The 23,321-nt window shown below is 68.1% G+C and carries 20 protein-coding genes and 3 tRNA genes; 3 read left to right on the top strand and 20 right to left on the bottom strand.

The genetic code is table 11. The annotated features are described in order from the left end of the window. Positions 1-77: 77 nt before the first annotated feature. From HNQ79_RS06695 to HNQ79_RS06650, 10 genes are all read right to left on the bottom strand, one after another. On the bottom strand, positions 78-3,977 hold the full coding sequence (locus HNQ79_RS06695) for a DNA-directed RNA polymerase subunit beta' (RefSeq protein WP_185027992.1): 3,900 nt from the start codon (positions 3,975-3,977) through the stop codon (positions 78-80). A gap of 128 nt (positions 3,978-4,105) precedes the next feature. Continuing rightward, positions 4,106-7,591, bottom strand: coding sequence for a DNA-directed RNA polymerase subunit beta (rpoB, locus tag HNQ79_RS06690; RefSeq protein ID WP_185027991.1), 3,486 nt, complete (start codon positions 7,589-7,591; stop codon positions 4,106-4,108). A gap of 649 nt (positions 7,592-8,240) precedes the next feature. Then, positions 8,241-8,624 (bottom strand): 50S ribosomal protein L7/L12, encoded by a 384-nt coding sequence (gene rplL, locus HNQ79_RS06685; RefSeq protein WP_185027990.1) that lies wholly within the window; start codon positions 8,622-8,624, stop codon positions 8,241-8,243. A 111-nt stretch (positions 8,625-8,735) separates the two neighbouring features. Next, entirely contained in the window at positions 8,736-9,266 is a 531-nt protein-coding gene (gene rplJ / locus HNQ79_RS06680) for a 50S ribosomal protein L10 (RefSeq protein ID WP_185027989.1), read from the bottom strand. A 324-nt stretch (positions 9,267-9,590) separates the two neighbouring features. Continuing rightward, positions 9,591-10,538 carry an SCO4651 family lipoprotein gene (locus HNQ79_RS06675; protein ID WP_185027988.1) on the bottom strand — a complete coding sequence of 316 codons (948 nt, stop codon included), beginning with the start codon at positions 10,536-10,538 and terminating at the stop codon, positions 9,591-9,593. A gap of 224 nt (positions 10,539-10,762) precedes the next feature. Then, a complete protein-coding gene (rplA, locus tag HNQ79_RS06670) occupies positions 10,763-11,485 on the bottom strand; it encodes a 50S ribosomal protein L1 (RefSeq protein ID WP_185027987.1) in 723 nt (240 codons plus the stop codon). 107 nt (positions 11,486-11,592) lie between these two features. Further along, positions 11,593-12,027 carry a 50S ribosomal protein L11 gene (gene rplK, locus HNQ79_RS06665; RefSeq protein ID WP_185027986.1) on the bottom strand — a complete coding sequence of 145 codons (435 nt, stop codon included), beginning with the start codon at positions 12,025-12,027 and terminating at the stop codon, positions 11,593-11,595. 176 nt (positions 12,028-12,203) lie between these two features. Further along, entirely contained in the window at positions 12,204-13,142 is a 939-nt protein-coding gene (nusG, locus tag HNQ79_RS06660) for a transcription termination/antitermination protein NusG (protein ID WP_185027985.1), read from the bottom strand. Between the two features lie 83 nt (positions 13,143-13,225). Beyond that, positions 13,226-13,504 (bottom strand): preprotein translocase subunit SecE, encoded by a 279-nt coding sequence (gene secE, locus HNQ79_RS06655; RefSeq protein WP_185027984.1) that lies wholly within the window; start codon positions 13,502-13,504, stop codon positions 13,226-13,228. Positions 13,505-13,610: 106 nt separating this feature from the next. Beyond that, a tRNA-Trp gene (locus tag HNQ79_RS06650) sits at positions 13,611-13,683 on the bottom strand. Between the two features lie 196 nt (positions 13,684-13,879). Here HNQ79_RS06650 and HNQ79_RS06645 point away from each other — a divergent pair. Continuing rightward, entirely contained in the window at positions 13,880-15,106 is a 1,227-nt protein-coding gene (locus HNQ79_RS06645; protein ID WP_185027983.1) for a pyridoxal phosphate-dependent aminotransferase, read from the top strand. A 165-nt stretch (positions 15,107-15,271) separates the two neighbouring features. Beyond that, on the top strand, positions 15,272-16,315 hold the full coding sequence (locus HNQ79_RS06640) for an adenosine deaminase (RefSeq protein ID WP_185027982.1): 1,044 nt from the start codon (positions 15,272-15,274) through the stop codon (positions 16,313-16,315). 3 nt (positions 16,316-16,318) lie between these two features. Here HNQ79_RS06640 and HNQ79_RS06635 read toward each other — a convergent pair whose 3' ends face one another. Next, positions 16,319-16,942 carry a TetR/AcrR family transcriptional regulator gene (locus HNQ79_RS06635; protein WP_185027981.1) on the bottom strand — a complete coding sequence of 208 codons (624 nt, stop codon included), beginning with the start codon at positions 16,940-16,942 and terminating at the stop codon, positions 16,319-16,321. Positions 16,943-17,041: 99 nt separating this feature from the next. Between HNQ79_RS06635 and HNQ79_RS06630 the strand changes: the two genes are divergently transcribed. After that, positions 17,042-17,674, top strand: coding sequence for an NAD(P)-dependent oxidoreductase (locus tag HNQ79_RS06630; RefSeq protein WP_185027980.1), 633 nt, complete (start codon positions 17,042-17,044; stop codon positions 17,672-17,674). Positions 17,675-17,689: 15 nt separating this feature from the next. On the opposite strand, the gene HNQ79_RS06625 is transcribed toward HNQ79_RS06630, so the two are convergent. The 9 genes from HNQ79_RS06625 to HNQ79_RS06585 form a co-directional block, all read right to left on the bottom strand. Further along, entirely contained in the window at positions 17,690-18,754 is a 1,065-nt protein-coding gene (locus tag HNQ79_RS06625; RefSeq protein ID WP_221507490.1) for a UDP-N-acetylmuramate dehydrogenase, read from the bottom strand. A 169-nt stretch (positions 18,755-18,923) separates the two neighbouring features. Further along, entirely contained in the window at positions 18,924-19,316 is a 393-nt protein-coding gene (locus tag HNQ79_RS06620) for a DUF3291 domain-containing protein (protein WP_185027977.1), read from the bottom strand. Between the two features lie 305 nt (positions 19,317-19,621). Further along, the gene (locus tag HNQ79_RS06615; protein WP_185027975.1) at positions 19,622-21,079 is read right to left on the bottom strand and encodes a DHA2 family efflux MFS transporter permease subunit; all 1,458 of its coding nucleotides are present in this window, start codon (positions 21,077-21,079) and stop codon (positions 19,622-19,624) included. Positions 21,080-21,159: 80 nt separating this feature from the next. Beyond that, entirely contained in the window at positions 21,160-21,717 is a 558-nt protein-coding gene (locus tag HNQ79_RS06610; RefSeq protein WP_185027973.1) for a TetR/AcrR family transcriptional regulator, read from the bottom strand. 144 nt (positions 21,718-21,861) lie between these two features. Continuing rightward, a complete protein-coding gene (locus HNQ79_RS06605) occupies positions 21,862-22,290 on the bottom strand; it encodes a MaoC family dehydratase (protein ID WP_185027971.1) in 429 nt (142 codons plus the stop codon). Position 22,291: 1 nt separating this feature from the next. Next, positions 22,292-22,744 (bottom strand): MaoC family dehydratase N-terminal domain-containing protein, encoded by a 453-nt coding sequence (locus HNQ79_RS06600; RefSeq protein WP_185027970.1) that lies wholly within the window; start codon positions 22,742-22,744, stop codon positions 22,292-22,294. A gap of 88 nt (positions 22,745-22,832) precedes the next feature. Then, complete coding sequence (gene rpmG / locus HNQ79_RS06595) at positions 22,833-22,997, bottom strand: 50S ribosomal protein L33 (protein ID WP_007265873.1); 165 nt, start codon at positions 22,995-22,997, stop codon at positions 22,833-22,835. An 89-nt stretch (positions 22,998-23,086) separates the two neighbouring features. Continuing rightward, positions 23,087-23,159, bottom strand: a tRNA-Met gene (locus HNQ79_RS06590). Between the two features lie 48 nt (positions 23,160-23,207). Next, positions 23,208-23,280: transfer RNA gene (locus tag HNQ79_RS06585), tRNA-Thr, on the bottom strand. Positions 23,281-23,321 lie beyond the last annotated feature (41 nt).

The raw sequence follows: 23,321 nt of genomic DNA, 5'->3' as shown, positions 1-23,321 counted from the left end.
ACGCCCTCCCCGCCCGCACACGCCGAAGGGCGGCCACCCACGGGGTGACCGCCCTTCGTACGTACAGCTGCACGCTCTTACTGGTTGTACGGACCGTAGTCGTAGTCCTCCAGCGGAACGGCCTGGCCGGAGCCAGTGCCGAAGGGCGAGTAGTCGATGTCGTCGTAACCGACGGCCGAGTACATCGCGGCCTTGGCCTCTTCGGTCGGCTCGACCCGGATGTTGCGGTAGCGGGACAGGCCCGTACCGGCCGGGATGAGCTTACCGATGATGACGTTCTCCTTGAGGCCGATCAGGGAGTCGGACTTGGCGTTGATCGCCGCGTCCGTCAGGACCCTGGTCGTCTCCTGGAAGGAAGCCGCGGACAGCCACGACTCCGTCGCCAGCGAGGCCTTGGTGATACCCATCAGCTGCGGACGGCCGGAGGCCGGGTGGCCGCCTTCCGTGACCACACGACGGTTCTCGGTCTCGAACTTCGAGCGCTCGACGAGCTCGCCCGGCAGCAGTTCCGCGTCGCCGGACTCGATGATCGTCACGCGGCGCAGCATCTGCCGGATGATGATCTCGATGTGCTTGTCGTGGATCGACACACCCTGGCTGTTGTAGACCTTCTGGACTTCGCCGACCAGGTGGACCTGGACCGCGCGCTGACCGAGGATCCGCAGCACGTCGTGCGGGTTGGTCGCACCGACGGTGAGCTTCTGGCCCACCTCGACCGGGTCGCCCTCGCCCACCAGCAGACGGGCACGCTTGGAGATCGGGAATGCCGTCTCCTCGCTGCCGTCGTCCGGCGTGACGACGATCTTCTTGGTCTTCTCGGTCTCCTCGATCCGGATGCGGCCCTTGGCCTCCGAGATCGGGGCGACACCCTTGGGCGTACGAGCCTCGAAGAGCTCGACGACACGGGGCAGACCCTGGGTGATGTCGTCACCGGCCACACCACCGGTGTGGAAGGTACGCATGGTGAGCTGCGTACCGGGCTCACCGATGGACTGGGCGGCGATGATGCCGACCGCCTCACCGATGTCGACGAGCTTGCCGGTGGCCAGCGAGCGTCCGTAGCAGAAGGCACAGGTGCCGACCGCGGACTCGCAGGTCAGGACCGAGCGGGTCTTGACCTCCTCGACGCCGTGCATGACCAGCTGGTCGATGAGCACGTCACCGAGGTCGACGTTGGCAGGCGCGATGACCTTGCCGTCGATCACGACGTCCTCCGCCAGCATGCGGGCGTAGACGCTGGTCTCGACGTCGTCGGTCTTGCGGAGGATGCCGTCGGCGCCCTTCTCCGCGATCTTCAGCTTGAGGCCGCGGTCGGTGCCGCAGTCCTCCTCGCGGATGATCACGTCCTGCGAGACGTCCACCAGACGACGGGTCAGGTAACCCGAGTCGGCGGTACGCAGGGCGGTGTCGGCGAGACCCTTACGGGCACCGTGGGTGGAGATGAAGTACTCCAGCACGGACAGGCCCTCGCGGAACGACGCCTTGATGGGACGAGGAATCGTCTCGTTCTTGGCGTTGGACACCAGACCACGCATACCGGCGATCTGACGCATCTGCATCATGTTTCCTCGGGCACCCGAGTCAACCATCATGAAGATGGGGTTCGTCTTGGGGAAGTTCGCGTTCATCGCCTCGGCAACCTCGTTGGTCGCCTTGGTCCAGATCGCGATGAGCTCCTGAGTGCGCTCTTCCTTGGTGATCAGACCGCGCTCGTACTGCTTCTGGACCTTCTCGTCCTGCTCCTCGTAGCCCTTGACGATGGCCTTCTTGGCCTCGGGCACGACGACGTCGGAGATGGCCACGGTGACGCCCGAACGGGTCGCCCAGTGGAAGCCGGCCGCCTTCAGGTTGTCGAGCGTCGCCGCCACGATGACCTTGGGGTAGCGCTCCGCCAGGTCGTTGACGATCTCGGAGAGCTGCTTCTTGCCCACCGAGTAGTCGACGAACGGGTAGTCCTCGGGCAGCAGCTCGTTGAAGAGCGCACGGCCCAGGGTCGTACGGAGACGGAACGGGTCACCGGTCTGCCACTCGGGCTCGCCCTCCTCCGCGGTCGGCGGGGTCCAGCCACGCGGCGGGACGGTGCCTACGGGGAAGCGGATGTCGACCTTCGCCTGGAGCGACAGCTCCCGGTTGTCGAACGCCATGGTCGCCTCGGCCGAGGAGCCGAAGGACCGGCCCTCACCGATGACCTTGCGCTCTTCCTCGTCGGTCGTGAGGAAGAACAGGCCCAGCACCATGTCCTGGGTCGGCATGGTGACGGGACGACCGTCGGCCGGCTTCAGGATGTTGTTCGAGGACAGCATCAGGATGCGGGCCTCGGCCTGCGCCTCCGCGGAGAGCGGCAGGTGCACGGCCATCTGGTCACCGTCGAAGTCCGCGTTGAACGCGGTGCAGACGAGCGGGTGGATCTGGATGGCCTTGCCCTCGACCAGCTGCGGCTCGAAGGCCTGGATGCCGAGGCGGTGCAGCGTGGGCGCACGGTTCAGCAGAACCGGGTGCTCCGCGATGACCTCTTCCAGCACGTCGTACACGACCGTGCGGCCGCGCTCGACCATGCGCTTCGCGCTCTTGATGTTCTGCGCGTGGTTCAGGTCCACCAGGCGCTTCATCACGAACGGCTTGAAGAGCTCCAGCGCCATGGCCTTCGGCAGACCGCACTGGTGCAGCTTGAGCTGCGGACCGACGACGATCACGGAACGCGCGGAGTAGTCCACACGCTTGCCGAGGAGGTTCTGACGGAACCGGCCCTGCTTGCCCTTGAGCATGTCGGACAGCGACTTCAGCGGACGGTTGCCGGGGCCCGTGACCGGGCGACCACGACGGCCGTTGTCGAAGAGCGCGTCGACGGCCTCCTGAAGCATGCGCTTCTCGTTGTTCACGATGATCTCGGGGGCACCGAGGTCCAGGAGTCGCTTCAGGCGGTTGTTGCGGTTGATCACGCGGCGGTACAGGTCGTTCAGGTCGGAGGTCGCGAAGCGGCCACCGTCCAGCTGCACCATCGGACGCAGGTCCGGCGGGATGACCGGTACGCAGTCCAGCACCATGCCCTTGGGGCTGTTGCTGGTCGACAGGAACGCGGAGACGACCTTGAGGCGCTTGAGCGCGCGGGTCTTCTTCTGGCCCTTGCCGGTCCGGATGATCTCGCGGAGGCGCTCGGCCTCCTCCTCCAGGTCGAAGGACTCCAGGCGCTTCTGCAGAGCAGCCGCACCCATGGAACCGTCGAAGTACGTGCCGAAGCGGTCACGCAGCTCGCGGTAGAGGAGCTCGTCGCCCTCCAGGTCCTGGACCTTGAGGTTCTTGAAGCGGTTCCACACCTCGTCGAGGCGGTCGATCTCGCGCTGGGCGCGGTCACGGAGCTGCTTCATCTCGCGCTCGGCACCTTCGCGCACCTTGCGGCGCACGTCGGCCTTCGCACCCTCGGCCTCAAGCTCGGCGAGGTCCGTTTCGAGCTTCTTGGCGCGGGCCTCCAGGTCGGAGTCACGGCGGTTCTCGACCTGCTGGCGCTCGACGGAGACGTGCGCCTCCAGCGAGGGCAGGTCGCGCGTCCGGCGCTCCTCGTCCACGAAGGTGATCATGTACGCGGCGAAGTAGATGACCTTTTCGAGGTCCTTCGGCGCGAGGTCGAGCAGGTAACCGAGGCGCGAGGGAACGCCCTTGAAGTACCAGATGTGCGTGACGGGGGCGGCCAGTTCGATGTGGCCCATCCGCTCACGACGCACCTTGGCGCGAGTGACCTCGACGCCGCAGCGCTCACAGATGATGCCCTTGAAGCGGACACGCTTGTACTTGCCGCAGTAGCACTCCCAGTCCCGGGTCGGACCGAAGATCTTCTCGCAGAAGAGTCCGTCCTTCTCGGGCTTGAGCGTGCGGTAGTTGATGGTCTCCGGCTTCTTCACTTCGCCGTGGGACCAGGTCCGGATGTCGTCCGCGGTGGCAAGGCCAATCCGCAGCTCGTCGAAGAAGTTGACGTCGAGCACTTGTCGTCAATCCCTCTTTCGGGGGTTCGAGCCCCTCGCTTGCGCGAGATTCATGGGCACTTCAAATGGTCTGAACGGGTCCGGGGAGGGCCGGGGGTCTCCGGTGAAGGAGACCCCCGGCCGGCCCGTCAGACCTCTTCGACGCTGCTCGGCTCGCGCCGGGACAGGTCGATACCGAGTTCCTCCGCTGCGCGGAAGACGTCCTCGTCCGTGTCACGCATCTCGATGGACATGCCGTCCGAGGACAGCACCTCCACGTTGAGGCAGAGCGACTGCATTTCCTTGATGAGCACCTTGAAGGACTCGGGAATGCCGGGCTCCGGAATGTTCTCGCCCTTGACGATGGCCTCGTAGACCTTCACGCGGCCGGTCACGTCGTCGGACTTGATCGTCAGCAGCTCCTGGAGGGCGTACGCGGCGCCATAAGCCTCCAGCGCCCACACCTCCATCTCACCGAAGCGCTGACCACCGAACTGTGCCTTACCACCCAGCGGCTGCTGGGTGATCATCGAGTACGGGCCGGTCGAACGCGCGTGGAGCTTGTCGTCGACCAGGTGGTGGAGCTTGAGGATGTACATGTACCCGATCGAGATCGGGTCCGGGAACGGCTCACCGGAGCGGCCGTCGAACAGGTTGGCCTTGCCCGAGGGCTGGACCAGCCGGTCACCGTCGCGGTTGGGGATCGTGGCCTCGAAGAGGCCGGTGATCTCGTCCTCGCGCGCACCGTCGAACACCGGGGTGGCGACGTTGGTGCCCGGGGCGACCTGGTCGGCGCCGATCGCCTGGAGGCGCTGCGCCCAGTCGTCGGCCAGCCCGGAGACGTCCCAGCCGCGGCTGGCGAGCCAGCCGAGGTGGATCTCCAGGACCTGTCCCGGGTTCATTCGGGACGGGACACCCAGCGGGTTCAGGATGATGTCGACCGGGGTGCCGTCCTCCAGGAACGGCATGTCCTCGATCGGCAGGATCTTGGAGATGACGCCCTTGTTGCCGTGACGGCCGGCGAGCTTGTCACCATCGGTGATCTTGCGCTTCTGCGCCACGTAGACGCGGACCAGCTGGTTCACGCCCGGCGGCAGTTCGTCGCCCTCTTCGCGGTCGAAGACGCGGACGCCGATGACCTTGCCGATCTCGCCGTGCGGCACCTTCAGCGAGGTGTCGCGCACTTCGCGCGCCTTCTCACCGAAGATCGCACGGAGCAGGCGCTCCTCCGGCGTCAGCTCGGTCTCACCCTTGGGCGTGACCTTGCCGACGAGGATGTCGCCGGCGACGACCTCGGCACCGATGCGGATGATGCCGCGCTCGTCGAGGTCGGCGAGGACCTCTTCGGAGACGTTCGGGATGTCCCGGGTGATCTCCTCCGGGCCGAGCTTGGTGTCACGGGCGTCGACCTCGTGCTCCTCGATGTGGATCGAGGAGAGGACGTCGTCCTGCACCAGACGCTGGCTGAGGATGATCGCGTCTTCGTAGTTGTGGCCCTCCCACGGCATGAACGCCACGAGGAGGTTCTTGCCGAGCGCCATCTCACCCTGCTGGGTGGCGGGACCGTCGGCGAGGACCTGGCCCTCGATGACCCGTGCGCCCTCGTCGACGACAACCTTCTGGTTGACCGAGGTGCCCTGGTTCGAGCGGGAGAACTTGGCGATCCGGTACGTGGTGTACGTGCCGTCGTCGTTGGCGACGGTGACGTAGTCCGCGGAGACCTCCTGGACCACACCCGCCTTCTCCGCCTTGATGACGTCACCGGCGTCGACCGCACAGCGGTACTCCATGCCGGTGCCGACGAGCGGAGCCTCGGACGTGATCAGCGGCACGGCCTGACGCATCATGTTCGCGCCCATGAGCGCGCGGTTCGCGTCGTCGTGCTCCAGGAAGGGGATCATCGCGGTCGCGACCGACACCATCTGGCGCGGCGAGACGTCCATGTAGTCGACGTCGTCGCCCGGGATGTAGTCGATCTCTCCGCCACGGCGGCGGACCAGGACGCGCGACTCGGTGAAGCGCATGTCCTCACCGAGGGTCGCGTTCGCCTGGGCGATCACGAACCGGTCCTCCTCGTCGGCCGTCAGGTAGTCGACCTCGTCGGTGACGACACCCTCGGTCACGCGGCGGTACGGGGTCTCGACAAAGCCGAAGGCGTTGACGCGACCGTAGGAGGCCAGCGAACCGATCAGACCGATGTTCGGGCCTTCGGGGGTCTCGATCGGGCACATGCGTCCGTAGTGGGACGGGTGCACGTCTCGGACCTCGAAGCCGGCCCGCTCACGGGACAGACCACCGGGACCCAGCGCCGAGAGACGACGCTTGTGCGTCAGACCCGACAGCGGGTTGTTCTGGTCCATGAACTGCGACAGCTGCGAGGTGCCGAAGAATTCCTTGATCGACGCCACGACCGGGCGAATGTTGATCAGGGTCTGCGGCGTGATCGCCTCGACGTCCTGGGTCGTCATGCGCTCACGCACGACGCGCTCCATCCGGGCCAGACCCGTGCGGACCTGGTTCTGGATGAGCTCGCCGACGTTGCGCAGACGACGGTTGCCGAAGTGGTCGATGTCGTCGGTCTCGACGACGATGTTCCGGCCCGACTCGCCGACCGTCTCGACCTCGCCGGCGTGCAGCCGGACCAGGTACTTGATGGTGGCGATGATGTCCTTGCTGGTGAGGACACCCGCGTTCAGCGGCTCGTCCGCGCCGAGCTTCTTGTTCACCTTGTAGCGGCCGACCTTCGCGAGGTCGTAGCGCTTCGGGTTGAAGTAGAGGTTCTCGAGCAGCGTCTGAGCGGCCTCACGCGTCGGCGGCTCGCCCGGACGCAGCTTGCGGTAGATGTCGAGCAGCGCGTCGTCCTGGCCCTGGGTGTGGTCCTTCTCCAGGGTGGCGCGCATGGACTCGTACTCGCCGAACTCCTCCAGGATCTGCTCGGTCGTCCAACCGAGAGCCTTGAGGAGAACGGTGACGGACTGCTTGCGCTTGCGGTCGATGCGGACACCGACCATGTCGCGCTTGTCGATCTCCATCTCCAGCCAGGCACCCCGGGACGGGATGATCTTGGCGGAGAAGATGTCCTTGTCGGACGTCTTGTCGATGGAGGAGTCGAAGTAGACACCCGGCGAGCGGACCAGCTGCGACACCACGACACGCTCGGTGCCGTTGATGACGAAGGTGCCCTTGTTGGTCATGAGCGGGAAATCGCCCATGAAGACCGTCTGGGACTTGATCTCGCCGGTCTCGTTGTTGGTGAACTCGGCGGTGACGAAGAGCGGGGCGGCGAACGTGAAGTCGCGCTCCTTGCACTCGTCGATCGAGTTCTTCGGGGGCTCGAAACGGTGGTCGCGGAACGTCAGCGACATCGACCCGGAGAAGTCCTCGATCGGAGAGATCTCTTCGAAGATCTCCTCCAGACCGGACTTCGTGGGGACGTCCTGTCCACTCTCGAGAGCGGCCTCGACGCGACCCTTCCAAGCGGCGTTCCCGAGCAGCCAGTCAAAGCTCTCGGTCTGCAGCGCGAGGAGGTTCGGAACCTCGAGGGGCTCCTTGATCTTTGCAAAGGAGATGCGCAGCGGGGCGGTGCTGGCGCCGTTGTTCGTATTGGAGGTCGAGGCGTTGCGCGAGGCGGCCAAGAGGGGGTCCTTCCGAGGGCTCGGACTCACTACGCGCGTACCGGTCCCACGTCGGACACAGAGACAGAACGGCCCAGATCAGGAAAGCCCAGATCAGGGCGGATCATTCCTCGGTGCTCAAGCATGGGCATGCCCCTGGTGACGGGCAGGAGGCAGCTAACAGGCAGCGCAAAGGGTCAGTGTAGCCACTTGGCCCACTGATGTCCAGAGCGGGTTTTTGGGGACCCTCATCGGCCTCTTTGTTCTTCTCAACGCCACTGCCACGACTGCGGTTGTGCCAACGTCACGGGTGAGCCCTCGCGCCCTGCGGACGCACCTCGATACTGCCCTCTTCGTCTTCGATCCATGCCTCGGAGCCGGATCGATGTAACGACGCGTCCTGAGAATTGCGCGCTGCGTGCCGTTCGTCAAGGCCCCCCGCCACCTCAGGGCTCCGGTCACCTGCCCGGACCGCCACGACGGCGTACAACGGGCGCACAGCGGGCCTGTGGGGCGCACAACGAAGATCACCCTACTCGCCGCAAGCGGCTGCGCCCAGCCACCTGAGGGAACGCCGAAGGGCGACCACCCAATTGGATGATCGCCCTTGGCGGTGCCGGCGTTACACCTCTCGGTGTTTCTCCGGCGAAAGAGTCAGAGACTCAGAGGGTCACTTGACCTCGACGGCCGCACCGGCGCCCTTGAGGGACTCGGCAGCCTTCTCGGCGGCCTCCTTGGTGACCTTCTCGAGGACCGGCTTCGGAGCGCCGTCGACGAGGTCCTTGGCCTCCTTCAGACCCAGCGAGGTCAGCTCACGCACGACCTTGATGACCTGGATCTTCTTGTCGCCCGCACCGGTGAGGACGACGTCGAACTCGTCCTGCTCCTCGGCGGCCTCGGGGGCAGCGCCACCGGCGGCGGGGCCGGCAACGGCGACGGCCGCGGCGGCGGTGACGTCGAACTTCTCCTCGAAGGCCTTCACGAACTCGGAGAGCTCGATGAGGGTCATCTCTTCGAACTGCGCGAGCAGGTCGTCCTGGGACAGCTTCGCCATGATGGCGTCCTTCCAATAAGTCGGCAGGTGCCGGATGTACTTGTCGGCGGGCGTACGTTCGGCCCGCTGCGGTCGTGTCCCTAGTGGGCTACGACCAATGCGCGAGCCGAGTTACTCGGCACCGCCCTGCTCATCACGCTTGACGCGAAGAGCCTCCGCAGTGCGGACGAACTTCGACGGCAGCGCCTGGAAGAGCTGAGCAGCCTGGGACTGCTTGCCCTTGAAGGCACCGGCGAGCTTGCTGAGCAGAACCTCGCGGGACTCGAGGTCCGCGAGCTTCTTGATCTCATCGGCGGTCAGCGCCTTACCGTCAAGGACACCGCCCTTGATGATGAGGTTCGGGTTCTCCTTGGCGAAGTCACGAAGACCCTTCGCCGACTCCACCGGGTCACCGGTGATGAAGGCAACTGCCGTCGGACCAGTGAACTGGTCGTCCAGCGAAGTGATCCCGGCCTCGTTGGCCGCGATCTTGGTCAGCGTGTTCTTCACCACGGCGTACTGGGCGTTCTCACCGAGCGAACGACGCAGCGTCTTGAGCTGCGCGACGGTGAGACCCCGGTACTCGGTCAGCACGGCGGCGTTCGAGCTGCGGAACTGGTCCGCGAGCTCGGCTACCGCGGCAGCCTTGTCGGGCCTTGCCATAGAGCGTCGGCCTCCTTCCGGGTGATGAGGACCGCTCAGAAGGGGCTCGAAATACGAAACGCCCCGGCGCAAGCGCACGGGGCTGAGCTCAACCAGAGAACTGGGAACTTTCCACGAACACCTGCGCAGGTCGTCCGCGTCTAACTAGCGGATCCTTCGGCCACCGCATCCTCTTGCGAGCACACGGCAACGACCAGCGGTCTTTGGCTTCTTCGAGAGCGTACGCGAACGGGTCCGCGCGAGGCAAATCGGGCCGTGCGGACACCCGCCCGCACGGCCCGGCCGCGTCCCGCCCGACTGCCTGTCCGCCTGCGAGACCGTGTCTCACATGCCTTCGGCGCCCGCTCCGGCCTTCTCCAGCTCCTTCATCATTTCCATGAAGTCGACGGTGTCCTTGGCCGGCGGGGTCTGGACGACGGCCTCGGCCCCGTAGTCCGAGTAGTTCATGGTGATCTTCATCGTGCCCTGCGGCGACTGCACGCCGAGGAGCATCTTGGCGGGGTAGCCGTTGTCGTCGACCCAGACGTCCGTGTCGTACCCCTTGATGCCGGCCTTGTTCATGTTCGCGAGGAGCTGCTCACGCTGCACGGCGGTGAGCTGCTTGTCGACGTCCTTGTTCGTCTTCAGCATCTCGGCGACCGTCAGGGTGCCCTTGTAGTGCTGCGTCGGCACGCCCGCCACGTTCTCCGCGCCGACGTGCTTGAGGTTGGGCGACTCAAGCAGCATGCCGAGCTGCTGGGACGGGTCCTGGTTGGCGTTCTCCAGGCTGCCGGTGAACTGCCGGGCGGCACCCTTGCCGCCCATCGCGGCGGCGTCCTTGAGGTCTATCTTCATCCAGCGCTTGCCGTCCGCGCCGGCGGCGGCCTGGGCGCCCATGTCCATGTACATGATCTCGTCGACCATGATCATGCGGACCTGCCCGGGGCCCTTCCCGCCGGCCGCGAGTCCACCCTGCGGCTTCATGGTCATGTCCATGATCGTGGGACCCCAGCCCAGTGTCCCGGACATCTCGATGTTGCCTGCTTCGGGACCCGCCATGCCCGCCGGCATGGTCATCGTCATCCGCACCTTGGCGGACTTGGCGTCGGCCGTCTTCTTGTACGCGGCCTTGAGGACCCTGGCCGCACCGGCCCGGTCCTGCACCTTCGGTGCCTCGGCCCCGGCGGCCTTCTTCCCGCCCTGCTCGGCGCCGTCCTGGCACCCCGCGAGGCCCACCACGGCCACCAGTGCCACCGCGGACATCCCCGCCCGCTTCCAGCCAACTGCGTTCATGCTTCCCCGCCCCTTGCGATGTTCTTGTGAATACCGTGACGTTAACGCACGCCACTGACAGCCGTCGTACCCGTTTCCGAGCCGAAACGGGGCCGCCTTCACTTCCGGCCACCGGCAGGAACGGCGCGGCGCGGCGCACGAAAAAGCCGCTCCCGCACCTCGCGAGGAGGTGCGGGAGCGGCTTCGGTGCGCGGAACCCGCGCCGGCCGTGAGAGTCAGAGGACTCAGACGTCGGCCGGGTTCTCCTCGACGAGGAGGTTGCGGGTGCGGTTGGCGTCCAGCGGGATGCCGGGGCCCATCGTGGTGGCCAGCGTGGCCTTCCTGATGTAGCGGCCCTTGGCGGCGGACGGCTTCAGACGGAGGACTTCCTCCAGCGCCGCGGCGTAGTTCTCGACCAGCTTCGTCTCGTCGAAGGAGACCTTGCCGATGATGAAGTGCAGGTTCGAGTGCTTGTCGACGCGGAACTCGATCTTGCCGCCCTTGATGTCCGTGACAGCCTTCGCCACGTCCGGGGTGACCGTTCCGGTCTTCGGGTTGGGCATCAGACCACGCGGGCCGAGGACGCGGCCGAGGCGGCCGACCTTGCCCATGAGGTCCGGGGTGGCGACGACGGCGTCGAAGTCCAGACGGCCCTTCGCCACTTCGTCGATCAGTTCGTCGGAGCCGACAATGTCGGCGCCCGCGGCTTCCGCGGCCGCAGCACGGTCACCGGTCGCGAAGACCAGGACCCGGGCGGTCTTGCCGGTGCCGTGCGGAAGGTTCACGGTGCCGCGGACCATCTGGTCGGCCTTGCGCGGGTCGACACCCAGACGCATGGCGACCTCGACGGTGCCGTCGAACTTGACCGAGCTGGTGTCCTTGGCGATACGGACGGCTTCGAGGGGGGCGTACAGACGCTCCCGGTCGATCTTGGCGTCCGCAGCGCGGAGAGACTTGCTGCGCTTCACTGCTGCTCCTGTGTCAGGTATTCACCATGCGGCTGCCGCCGCGTGGCAGGTGTGGAGTCGTGGTGCGGGCCGCGCGTGGCCCTTCCACTGTCGTACGAAGGGGCTGATCAGCCCTCGACCGTGATGCCCATGGAACGGGCGGTGCCGGCGATGATCTTGTCGGCGGCGTCGAGGTCGTTGGCGTTCAGGTCGGGGAGCTTGACCGTGGCGATCTCGCGGACCTGAGCGGCCGTGAGCTTCGCGACCTTGGTCTTGTGGGGCTCGCCCGATCCCTTGTCCACACCAGCGGCCTTGAGGATCAGCTTGGCGGCCGGCGGCGTCTTCGTCACGAAGGTGAAGGAACGGTCTTCGTAGACCGTGATCTCCACCGGCACGACCATGCCACGCTGCGACTCGGTCGCGGCGTTGTAGGCCTTGCAGAACTCCATAATGTTGACGCCGTGCTGACCGAGCGCCGGGCCGACCGGCGGGGCCGGGTTGGCGGCGCCCGCGTTGATCTGGAGCTTGATAAGCCCCGTGACCTTCTTCTTCTTGGGAGGCATTGCTCTCTCCGGGTCCTAGTGAGAGTTTCGGCCAACCATCCGATCATCCGGATGGAGGCATACCGCACAACGATAACGGGTATAGACGTGCGGCTAAAAACCGAGCAGGTCAGACCGGCTTTCGCAGCCCGATCTGACCTGTTCGGAAGCTCTTGTCAGAAGTGTCTGACCTGGGGTCAGTTCTTCTGGATCTGGTCGAAGCTGAGCTCGACCGGAGTCTCGCGGCCGAAGATCTCGACGAGGCCCTTGACCTTCTTCGAGTCGGCGTTGATCTCGTTGATCGTGGCCTGGAGGGTCGCGAACGGGCCGTCCGTGACGGTGACCGCGTCGCCGACCTCGAAGTCCAGTACCTGGACCTCCATCTTGCGCTGCGGCGCCGGCTTGCCCTCGGCCTCGGCCGCCTCGCGGGCTGCCTTCTCCTCGGCCTCCGGGGCGAGCATCTTGACGATCTCGTCCAGGGTCAGCGGGTACGGGTCGTAGGCGTTGCCCACGAAGCCGGTGACGCCGGGGGTGTTGCGGACGACGCCCCAGGACTCGTTGGTCAGGTCCATGCGGACCAGGACGTAACCCGGGAGCTTGTTCTGACGGACGTTCTTGCGCTCGCCGTTCTTGATCTGAACGATTTCTTCTTCCGGCACTTCGGCCTGGTAGATGAACTCTTCGACGTTCAGGGAGACGGCGCGCTGCTCCAGGTTTGCCTTCACGCGCTTCTCGTACCCGGCGTAGGTGTGGATGACGTACCACTCGCCGGGCAGGGTGCGCAGCTCCTCGCGGAGGGCGGCGATCGGGTCGACGGGCTCGGCGTCCTCCGCCTCGGCGGCGTCCTCCGTGTCGGTCCCGGCCTCCGCCTCGACCTCGTCCGCCCCGTCCGCCTCTTCGGCGTCGGCGACCGCGGTCTCGTCCTCGGCGTCCTCGTCGGATCCGGCGACCACTGCGGTCTCGTCCTCGACGTGCAGGGCGGCCTCTTCGGCGGGCTCGCCGGCGGCGGCTTCAGCAGCGTCGGCCTGGTCGGGCTCCACAGCGTCCGCCGCCTCAACGATGGCGGTCTCGTCCTCAACGGACTCGACGGCGCCCACCGTCGGCTCGCCGGCGTCGTTCAGGTTCGGGTCAGACACGGTGGCTGCTTCTTCCTGGATACACAAATGGGTGGAACGCGCGAAAGGGGCGCCCGTGAGTGGAGGCGCCCTACGCGAGGTTTTTAGCCGAAGACGTACTTCACCACGGACGAGAAGCCCTGGTCGATGACGGTCACGATGCCGATCATGATCACCACGAAGATGATGACCACGGTGGTGTACGTCGACAGCTGACTGCGAGTGGGCCAGACGACCTTGCGGAGTTCCGCGACGATCTGGCGGTAGAACTGCGCGAGGCGGCCCAGCGGGCCCTTCTTGCCCCGCTTGCCGCCCTTGCGTGCCTTCTTCGGCGTCTCGTCCTGGGCATCAGGCATGTCGATGGAGCCCACGGCGTCCGTCACGCTACTCACCTGATTCCGGGTCGTGGCCGTGCCGCGCCCGGTGGAGCCGCACGACAATGCAGAGAAGTACGTACATGCGCACACATCCTGGCGAAGGAGTGTGTAGCAGGGCCGGAGGGACTTGAACCCCCAACCGCTGGTTTTGGAGACCAGTGCTCTACCAATTGAGCTACGACCCTTTGTGGTTCCCCCAACCTACCGCATCCGACCGAGTGCACGGAGTGCGCTCTGCTGGAGCGGGCTGCTGTGGGCCAACGACAGGTGAGTGTACGTGCTCCACGGCCCCGCGTCGAACAGATAGCGGCCCGACGCGGCGGTGACCAGTCCGCGAAACCCCTGTACGAGGGCCCCCGGGGGTCTGGGACCATGGGCCGCATGAGCGCTGCTACCCCTCCGACCGAGCGCCGGGTCTCCGCCCGCGTCGGTGCCATTTCCGAGTCCGCCACCCTCGCCGTGGACGCGAAGGCGAAGGCCCTCAAGGCCGCGGGCCGCCCCGTGATCGGCTTCGGCGCGGGCGAGCCGGACTTCCCCACCCCGGACTACATCGTGCAGGCCGCGATCGAGGCCTGCGCCAACCCGAAGTACCACCGCTACACCCCGGCCGGCGGTCTGCCCGAGCTGAAGAACGCGATCGCCGCGAAGACGCTGCGCGACTCCGGCTACGAGGTCGACGCCTCGCAGGTCCTGGTCACCAACGGTGGCAAGCAGGCCATCTACGAGGCCTTCGCCGCGATCCTCGACCCGGGCGACGAGGTCATCGTCCCGGCCCCGTACTGGACGACGTACCCCGAGTCGATCCGTCTCGCGGGCGGCGTGCCGGTGGAGGTCGTGTCCGACGAGACGACCGGCTACCGGGTCTCCGTGGAGCAGCTGGAGGCCGCGCGCACCGAGCGCACGAAGGTCGTCCTGTTCGTCTCGCCGTCCAACCCGACCGGCGCGGTCTACAGCGAGGCCGACGCGGAGGCGATCGGGCGCTGGGCGCACGAGCACGGTCTGTGGGTGCTGACCGACGAGATCTACGAGCACCTGGTGTACGGGGACGCGTCGTTCACGTCGCTGCCGGCGATCGTGCCGGAGCTGCGTGACAAGTGCATCGTGGTCAACGGCGTGGCGAAGACGTACGCGATGACGGGCTGGCGGGTCGGCTGGATCATCGGCCCGCGGGACGTGGTGAAGGCGGCGACGAACCTCCAGTCGCACGCCACGTCCAACGTCTCCAACGTGGCGCAGGTGGCGGCGCTGGCGGCCGTCTCCGGATCGCTGGACGCGGTCGAGGAGATGAAGACCGCCTTCGACCGGCGCCGCAGGACGATCGTGCGGATGCTGAGCGAGATCGACGGCGTCGTCTGCCCCACCCCGGAGGGCGCGTTCTACGTGTACCCGTCGGTGAAGGGGCTGCTCGGCAAGGAGATCCGGGGCAAGCGCCCGCAGACCTCCGTCGAGCTGGCCGCGCTGATCCTGGAGGAGGTGGAGGTCGCGGTCGTTCCGGGCGAGGCCTTCGGCACGCCGGGCTACCTGCGGCTCTCGTACGCGCTGGGTGACGAGGACCTCGTCGAGGGCGTGTCACGGCTCCAGAAGCTCCTCTCGGAGGCGCGCGACTAGCTCCTGGGTGCCTGCCGCGTCCCTGTGCGGGGTGCGGTGCGCCTCTTCGGGGCAAGTTGAGACGGTCCCCGGCCCGACGGCCGGAGGACCGTTTCTGCGTTCGGGGGTGCACCCGTTGGGGAAAAGCGGGTTCCGGGCGCGTCCCGCGTACGGCAAGATCCTTGGATGCCCGTCCTTTCCGGGGGTACCCCCCCGCGTGTACGTGATCTCACCCTGCTCCCCAAGGCTCATCTGCACCTGCATTTCACCGGGTCGATGCGCCCTTCCACCCTCCTGGACCTGGCCGAGAAGCACGGCGTCCACCTCCCCGACGCGCTGACCGGCGCGGAGCCGCCGAAGCTGCGGGCCACCGACGAGCGGGGCTGGTTCCGCTTCCAGCGGCTGTACGACGCGGCACGGTCCTGCCTGCGCACGCCCGAGGACATCCAGCGGCTGGTGCGCGAGGCGGCGGAGGAGGACGTGCGGGACGGGTCGGGGTGGCTGGAGATCCAGGTCGACCCCACCTCGTACGCGCCGCTGCTCGGCGGGCTGATCCCGGCGCTGGAGATCATCCTGGACGCGGTCGACAGCGCGTCGCGGGAGACCGGGCTCGGGATGCGGGTGCTCGTCGCGGCGAACCGCATGAAGCACCCGCTGGACGCGCGCACGCTGGCGCGGCTGGCGGTACGGTACGCGGATCGCGGGATCGTCGGCTTCGGGCTGTCCAACGACGAGCGGCGCGGCATGGCGCGGGACTTCGACCGCGCCTTCGCCATCGCCCGGGAGGGTGGGCTGCTGGCCGCGCCGCACGGCGGTGAGCTGGCCGGGCCCGCTTCCGTACGGGACTGCCTGGACGACCTGGACGCGTCGCGGATCGGGCACGGGGTGCGGGCCGCCGAGAATCCGCGGTTGCTGAAGCGGCTCGCGGACCGGCAGATCACGTGCGAGGTGTGCCCGTCGTCCAACGTGGCGCTCGGCGTGTACGAGAAGCCCGAGGACGTACCGTTGCGCACCCTCTTCGAGGCGGGGGTGCCGATGGCGCTGGGCGCCGACGACCCGCTGCTGTTCGGGTCGCGGCTGGCGGCGCAGTACGAGCTGGCGCGCGAGCACCACGGGTTCACGGACGCCGAGCTGGCCGAGCTGGCGCGGCAGTCGGTGCGGGGGTCGGCAGCACCGGTGGACGTGCGGGAGAGGCTGCTCGGCGGGATCGACGCGTGGCTGGCCGGCTGATCCCTACCCGCTGATGCCTGCCAGGAGGGTGGCGGCGAGGGCGGCGGCGAAGTCGTCGACGTCCTGCGGGGGCGGTGCGCCCACGGTGCCGGCCGGGTCGTAGGCGAAGGCGCGCTGCGCGCAGGCGCCCATGAGGAGCGAGGCGGCCGCGAAGGTGTCGGCGGTCGCGGCGATGCGGCCCGCGGACTGTTCGGCGCGGAGGTAGGAGTCAAGGCCTTCGATGGGCATGTGGGGGCCGGTGCCCAGCTCCCGCATGGCGGCGTCGTGACGGCTCTTGAGCTTGGCCTCGGCGTAGAGCGAGGCGGCGATCGGGAAGCTCTCGGCGTAGAAGAGGGTGGCCTGGCGGGCGATCTCGGTGAGGTTCTGCTCGACGGTGCGCCCGCCGGGGTCGAGGACCAGGCGGTGGAGCAGCGGGGTCAGGCGGGGCAGCCGTTCGCTGAGCACGGCGACGAAGAGGTCCTCCTTTCCGGCGAAGTGCTTGTAGAGCGCCGCCTCGGAACAGCCGGCCAGCCGCGCGATCTCCTTGGTGGTGGCGCGGGACAGGCCGAGGGTGCGCATCAGCTCGTGAGCGGCGTCGAGGATGCGCTCCCGGGTCGGTTTCTGCGGCTGGGGCCGTGACGGCGACATACGAACTCCGGACGGAATCGGTGACAGGGCTTGACGGGTGAGTGAGCACTCACCCACCCTCGGGGTGAGTGAATACTTACCCACCCGAGGAGACGCACGATGAAGCTCACGGTATTCGGCGCCACCGGCGGCATCGGACGGGAGATCGTCCAGCAGGCACTGGCCGCCGGGCACGAGGTCACGGCAGTCGTACGGGACCCGGCGCGGTGCGCGGTGAAGGGCGAGCGGCTCACCGTGTTCCGGTCGGACGTGTCGGACCCCGAGCAGCTGCGGGAGGCCGTCGCGGGCCGGGACGCGGTCCTCTCCGGCCTCGGGGCGCGCAGCGCCAGGGACGCGGGCATCACCACGACGTTGACCCGGGTCGTCCTGCGGGCGGTGGAAGCGGCGGGCCCCCGGCGGCTGGTGGTGGTCAGCGCCGCTCCTGTCGGCCCCGTGCCGGAGCGGCAGCCGGCCATGGACCGTGTCATGGTCAGGGTGATCAGCCGGGTGCTGAGGGGCGTGTACGACGATCTGCGCGCCATGGAGGGCGAGTTGGCGCGCTCGGCGACCGACTGGACCTCCGTACGGCCGCCGCGGCTGACGGACGCGCCGCTCACCGGCGTCTACCGCAAGGTGGTCGGCGGAACCCCGCGCAGCGGGCGGGCGATCGCGCGGGCCGATGTGGCCCACGCGATGCTGGCGACGCTGGACGACCCGACGACGCTGAGGCAGGGGGTCGGGGTGGCGTACTAGGCGCGTACGGAGGCCTCACAGGGCGCAGTTGACCGTCACGGGCTCGTTGACGAGGGTCACGCCGAACGCGTCGTGCACGCCGGCGACGACCTCACGGGCGAGGGCCAGGAGGTCCTCGGTGGTGGCACGGCCCCGGTTGGTGAGGGCGAGGGTGTGCTTGGTGGAGATGCGGGCGGGGCCTTCGCCGTATCCCTTGGTGAAGCCGGCGCGGTCGATCAGCCAGGCCGCCGAGGTCTTGGTCAGCCCCTCCCCCGCCGGAAAGGCGGGCGGCGCGGTGTCGGGGCCGAGGGTGGCGTGCACGCGCGCGAGAAAGGCGGCGAACTGTGCCTCGTCGAGAATCGGGTTGGTGAAGAAGGAGCCCGCCGACCAGGTGTCGTGGTCCTCCGGGTCCAGCACCATGCCCTTGCCCGCGCGCAGGGCGAGCACGGTCTCACGCGCGACGGCCGCACTCACCCGCTCTCCCGCTTCGACGCCCAGGGCGCGGGCGGTCTCCGGGTACTTGATCGGCGCGGACAGCCCGCCCGCGTCCTCCAGCTCGAAGCGCACGCGCAGCACCACGTAGCGGTGCGGGTCCTCCTTGAAGCGGCTGTGACGGTACGAGAAGGCACAGTCCGCGTCGGTGAGGGTGACCCGCTCTCCCGTACGACGGTCGTACGCGTCGACCTCGGTGATCGTGCTGGAGACCTCCTGGCCGTACGCGCCGACGTTCTGGATCGGCGTCGCACCCGCGGAACCGGGAATTCCGGCAAGGCACTCGATGCCCGCGAGACCGGCTTCGACGGTGCGGGCGACGGCGTCGGTCCAGACCTCGCCGGCGGCCAGCTCCAGCTTGGTGCCGTCGAGGCGGAAGCCCTGGGTGGCGATGCGCAGAGCGGTGCCGTCGAAGCCCCCGTCGCCGATGACCAGGTTGCTGCCGCCGCCGACGATCAGCAACGGGGTGCCCGACCCGTCGGCCTCGCGGACGGCGGCGATCACCTCGTCATCGGTGCGGGCCATGACCAGACGGGCCGCGGGGCCGCCGAGGCGGAAGGTGGTCAGGGGGGCGAGGGGGGCATCGTGGAGTTCCTGCACGGGGTCCAGCGTACGAGAGGCCCGGTGCGGGGATCACCGGGCGGCCGGGGTGTGGTGGGCGGAGGGGCTGGGCGCGGGTCCGGGTTGGGGCGTGGGCGCGGGCCGGAGCCCAGGTCCGGGCTGGGCGCGGGTGAGGGTCCGGGGAGAGCGGCGGGGTGCCGCGGCCCGGCGGGGGCGATCAGGTCCGGTTCCCGTCGAGGCGCTGGAGGGCGTCGGACCAGTCCAGCGGAAGGGCGTCCGCGCCGGTCGTCCAGGACACGAAGTCCGACCCCTTCATCAGCGCCTTCAGCGCGCGGGCACTGCTCCGGTGCGGGTCGCTGCCCGCGAATCGGTGCAGGGCCTCGGGGGACTCCCATACCGACAGCGTCCAGAAGGTGCGGCGCAACAGGCGGGCCCGCAGGGTGACCCCGTGGGCGCCGGGCGCGGTCCGTATCTGCCACATGATGCGAGGCGTCCGCGCGAAGAACCGGAACGCTCCCAGAAGGGTCCGGGTTTCGAAACGGGAGGCCATGGCATGGACCTCGGCGTGCGGCGCGGGACGGTGCGGGGCGAACCAGGGAAGCTCGGGCACGGGTGTTCTCCGATCGTGACGGGGGCCGGGCCGTGCCCGGCGAGGGGTGTGCGCACCGGGGCTGGCAGGTTTGCTGGGGTGTACGGGACGGGTGCGGGCGACGGATGCGCGTGGGCCGTGGCGTGGGCAGGGGAAGGGTTTCCGAGCGCGGGGCATGGGCCGACGCGGGCGGCCTGCGTGCCTGCCCGGGAGGGCGCGGGGCGGGGCACAAGCAGGACCGGCTCTGGCGGCCCGCTCCGGCTCCGCATCCGGCGGCAGAACGTCCACGCTCGCCCGCCCGCCGTTCCCGCTCGCCCGCCGCCCGTTCAGGCGCGACCGAGGCCGCTGCGAGCCTGCTCGGCCGCCGAGCCCGCCACCGCGGTGCCGCCGAGGACCGTCCCGTCCGCCGGCTTCGTACGGGGGATGAGCAGCGCCGCGAGCGCGGCCAGCGCGACCGCTGCGGCGCCGATCCAGACGGCCGGGACGGTCCCGTCGGTGAAGGCGGCCGGGGAGCTGTAGCCGCCACGGGACGCGAAGACCGCGCCGAGGACCGCGACACCCAGCGCGCCTCCCACCTCGCGCAGGGCGTTGTTGGCCCCGGAGGCGATGCCCTGTTCGGCCGGGCGGACGCTCGCCATGACGACGCCGGCGGCAGGGGCGAAGTACAGCGCCATGCCGACGCCACCGACGATCAGGGCGGGGAGCTGGGCGGCGTACGACACGTCCGGGCCGATGACCAGCGCGAAGAGCGCGAGTCCCAGTGCCTGGAGGGCCAGGCCCGCCGCGACGACGGGCCGGCCGCCGATCCGGTCGGAGAGGATGCCCGCGAATGGTGCCACCAGCAGGGGCATGCCTGTCCAGGGCAGCATCCGCAGCCCGGCCTCGGTGGGCGAGTGGCCGAGGGCGCCCTGCATGAACTGCGTGAGCAGGAAGATCGAGCCGAACATGCCCAGGAACATCAGCAGGCCCGCGAGGTTGATGCCGAGGAACGCACGGTTCTTGAACAGGCGCATGGGGAGCATAGGGTTCCTGTGCCGGAACCCGTGCAGGACGAAGCCGCCGAGCAGTGCCGTGCCGGCGAGGAGCCCGGCGAGGATCGGGGTGCTGGTCCAGCCGTCCTCCTGGCCGTTGACCAGGGCGTGGACGAGACCGAAGAGGCCGCCGCTGACGAGGAGGGTGCCGGGGATGTCGAGGCGGGCGTTCGGGGCGTACGACTCCCTGAGACGCAGGGCGGCGAGGGGCAGCAGGACCAAACCGACGGGCACGTTGAGCCAGAAGATCCACTGCCAGGACAGGTGCTCGGTGAGGCTGCCGCCGATGAGCGGCCCGCCAGCCACAGCGAGGCCCGTGACGGCGCTGAAGATGCCGAGGGCGGCTCCCCTGCGGGCTGCGGGAACAGCCGCGGTGAGCAGGGTGAGGGTGAGCGGCATCATGATCGCGGCCCCCACTCCCTGTATCGCGCGGGCCGCGATCAGCGCGTCGATGCCGGTGGCGAGCGCGGCGGCCGCCGAGGCCCCGGTGAAGACGGTCAGCCCCGTCACGAAGAGGCGACGGCGGCCGAACCTGTCGCCGAGCGCCGCGCCGAGCATGAGCAGTACGGCGAAGGTGAGCGTGTACGCGTTGACCGTCCACTGGAGGTCGGACAGCGCTCCCCCGAGGTCGGCACGGATCGAGGGCAGGGCCGTGGTGACGACGAGGTTGTCCAGAGCCGCCATGAATCCGGCGGCGCTCGTGATGATCAGAGTCCAGACGGCGCCCGGGCGCCGTGGCGTGGGCTTGTTCACCGCTGCTCCCCCTGCTCATTAGTTATTGATCACTAAGTTCCACGGGCAGAAAACACCCGCCGGATTCCGGCGCATGTCACTCATTCCTTGGGCTGCGGCGGCTGGTCGAAGCCGGTCCACGCCCGGTGCTCGGGGGGATATCCGAGGGACACGAATACGTTGATGAGCATCCCGTACGCGAAGAACTGGGTGGTCTCCCCGACGTCGGCGCCCAGCTTGAGGTGGACCGTGTCGAACATCTCCATCCAGCTCGCCCTGATCGGCTCGCCGAACTCGTGGTCCCCGACCGCTTCGGCGGATGCCACGGCGACGTACACCTGCATCTGCATGTGCAGCATGTCGGGGTCGTCCGCGATGAGGGCCCGGTAGGCCGCGCCCATGGCGTCCAGCGCCTCCTGGCCCTCCAGCCCTTCGCCGGCCTTCCGGAAGACCTCCGTGGTGTCCTCGACGCAGCGCTTGGCCGCGGCGAGGAAGATGGCCTGTTTGTTCGGGAAGAGACGGAAGAGGTACGGCTGGGACACGCCGACGCGCTGGGCGATCACCTCGGTGGAGGTGCCCCGGTATCCGGCACGGGCGAACTCGACCATCGCCGCCCGGATCACGCTCTCGCGCCGCTCCTCGGCACTCATCCTGACCATGCGAGAAAGTTAGTGTCCAATCACTAACGTCGTCAAGGGGCGGCACGCGCGGTAACCGGACGGGAAAGTGCGTCCGGCACGCGGTAAGGGGCGGCCCCCAGGAGATCGCCCCTGGTGGAGATCACCCCTTACCCGACACGCACCTCAGCTGAGCTGCACCACCGCGCGGGACATCCCGAGCACCTTCTGGCCTGCGCTCGTCGCGGTGAGGTCCACCCGGACCCGGTTGCCGTCCAGCAGGGCGGCCACCTTGCCGCTGACCTCGATCAGTGCTCCCGTACCGTCGTTCGGCACGACGACCGGCTTGGTGAAGCGCACTCCGTACTCGACGACCGCGGCCGGGTCGCCCGTCCAGTCGGTCACCACCCGAGCCGCCTCCGCCATGGTGAACATGCCGTGCGCGATCACGTCAGGCAGCCCGACCTCGACCGCGAACTTCTCGTTCCAGTGGATCGGGTTGAAGTCGCCGGAGGCACCGGCGTACCGCACCAGTGTGGCGCGGTCCACGGGGAAGGACTGGGCGGGCAGCTCGGTGCCGACCTCGACGTCCTCGAACGCGACCTTGGCAGCCATCTCACGCCTCCTCGGCGGCACGTGCCACCAGCTTCGTCCAGGCGGTCACCACGTGCTCGCCGCTCTCGTCCCGGACCTCGCCACGGATGTCCAGGATGTCGTTTCCGGCCATCGACCGGATCGCCTCGATGGTGGAGGTGACCGACAGCCGGTCCCCCGCCCGTACGGGACGGGTGTACGCGAACTTCTGGTCCCCGTGCACCACCCTGCTGTAGTCGAGGCCCAGCTGCGGGTCCTCTATCACCAGGCCGGCGGCCTTGAAGGTGATCGCGAAGACGAAAGTCGGCGGAGCGATCACATCCGGGTGCCCGAGCGCCTTGGCGGCCTCGCGATCGGTGTACGCGGGATTGCCGTCGCCGACGGCTTCGGCGAACTCGCGGATCTTCTCCCGGCCGACCTCGTACGCCGAGGTGGGCGGATAGGTCCGCCCCACGAAGGACTGGTCGAGCGCCATGAACCCGTTACCTCCTGAGAATCGTCGTGACATACGACACGAGGCCGCCCCCAGTAATTCGGGGACGGCCTCGTGTACGAGCCTGTACTTAGCGCGTTTCGCGGTGCGCCGTGTGCGAGTTGCAGCGCGGGCAGTGCTTCTTCATCTCCATGCGGTCCGGGTTGTTACGCCGGTTCTTCTTGGTGATGTAGTTCCGCTCCTTGCACTCCACGCAGGCCAGCGTGATCTTCGGGCGGACGTCGGTGGCAGCCACGTGAGTGCTCCTTGGACGGACGGATGTACGGATGAACGCAAAAAAGAGTAGCCGATCGGAGGACCGACCCTACAATCGGCTACTGCGCGTAGCGGTGACCGGACTTGAACCGGTGACACAGCGATTATGAGCCGCTTGCTCTACCGACTGAGCTACACCGCTTTGATGTCTGGATCACCTCCCCCGAGGGGGAGGATCTCCGAACACCAGAGCCCCAATGCGGAATCGAACCGCAGACCTTCTCCTTACCATGGAGACGCTCTACCGACTGAGCTATTGGGGCGAGCGAGGAAGACATTACACGGGTGTGCACCGATCCCCCAA

The sequence above is a fragment of the Streptomyces candidus genome, from assembly GCF_014207445.1.
Classification (GTDB): domain Bacteria; phylum Actinomycetota; class Actinomycetes; order Streptomycetales; family Streptomycetaceae; genus Streptomyces; species Streptomyces candidus.
Note: the sequence above shows the minus strand (reverse complement) of the source record. Positions and strands in the feature narration are given on the sequence as shown.

Coding starts and splice junctions, on each gene's coding strand:
- HNQ79_RS06600 (WP_185027970.1), bottom strand. CDS start 22,744: ATGGCGCTCGACCAGTCCTTCGTGGGGCGGACCTATCCGCCCACCTCG.
- HNQ79_RS06675 (WP_185027988.1), bottom strand. CDS start 10,538: ATGAACGCAGTTGGCTGGAAGCGGGCGGGGATGTCCGCGGTGGCACTG.
- rplL (WP_185027990.1), bottom strand. CDS start 8,624: ATGGCGAAGCTGTCCCAGGACGACCTGCTCGCGCAGTTCGAAGAGATG.
- HNQ79_RS06640 (WP_185027982.1), top strand. CDS start 15,272: ATGCCCGTCCTTTCCGGGGGTACCCCCCCGCGTGTACGTGATCTCACC.
- HNQ79_RS06645 (WP_185027983.1), top strand. CDS start 13,880: ATGAGCGCTGCTACCCCTCCGACCGAGCGCCGGGTCTCCGCCCGCGTC.
- rplK (WP_185027986.1), bottom strand. CDS start 12,027: ATGCCTCCCAAGAAGAAGAAGGTCACGGGGCTTATCAAGCTCCAGATC.
- HNQ79_RS06635 (WP_185027981.1), bottom strand. CDS start 16,942: ATGTCGCCGTCACGGCCCCAGCCGCAGAAACCGACCCGGGAGCGCATC.
- HNQ79_RS06610 (WP_185027973.1), bottom strand. CDS start 21,717: ATGGTCAGGATGAGTGCCGAGGAGCGGCGCGAGAGCGTGATCCGGGCG.
- HNQ79_RS06605 (WP_185027971.1), bottom strand. CDS start 22,290: ATGGCTGCCAAGGTCGCGTTCGAGGACGTCGAGGTCGGCACCGAGCTG.
- HNQ79_RS06630 (WP_185027980.1), top strand. CDS start 17,042: ATGAAGCTCACGGTATTCGGCGCCACCGGCGGCATCGGACGGGAGATC.
- rplJ (WP_185027989.1), bottom strand. CDS start 9,266: ATGGCAAGGCCCGACAAGGCTGCCGCGGTAGCCGAGCTCGCGGACCAG.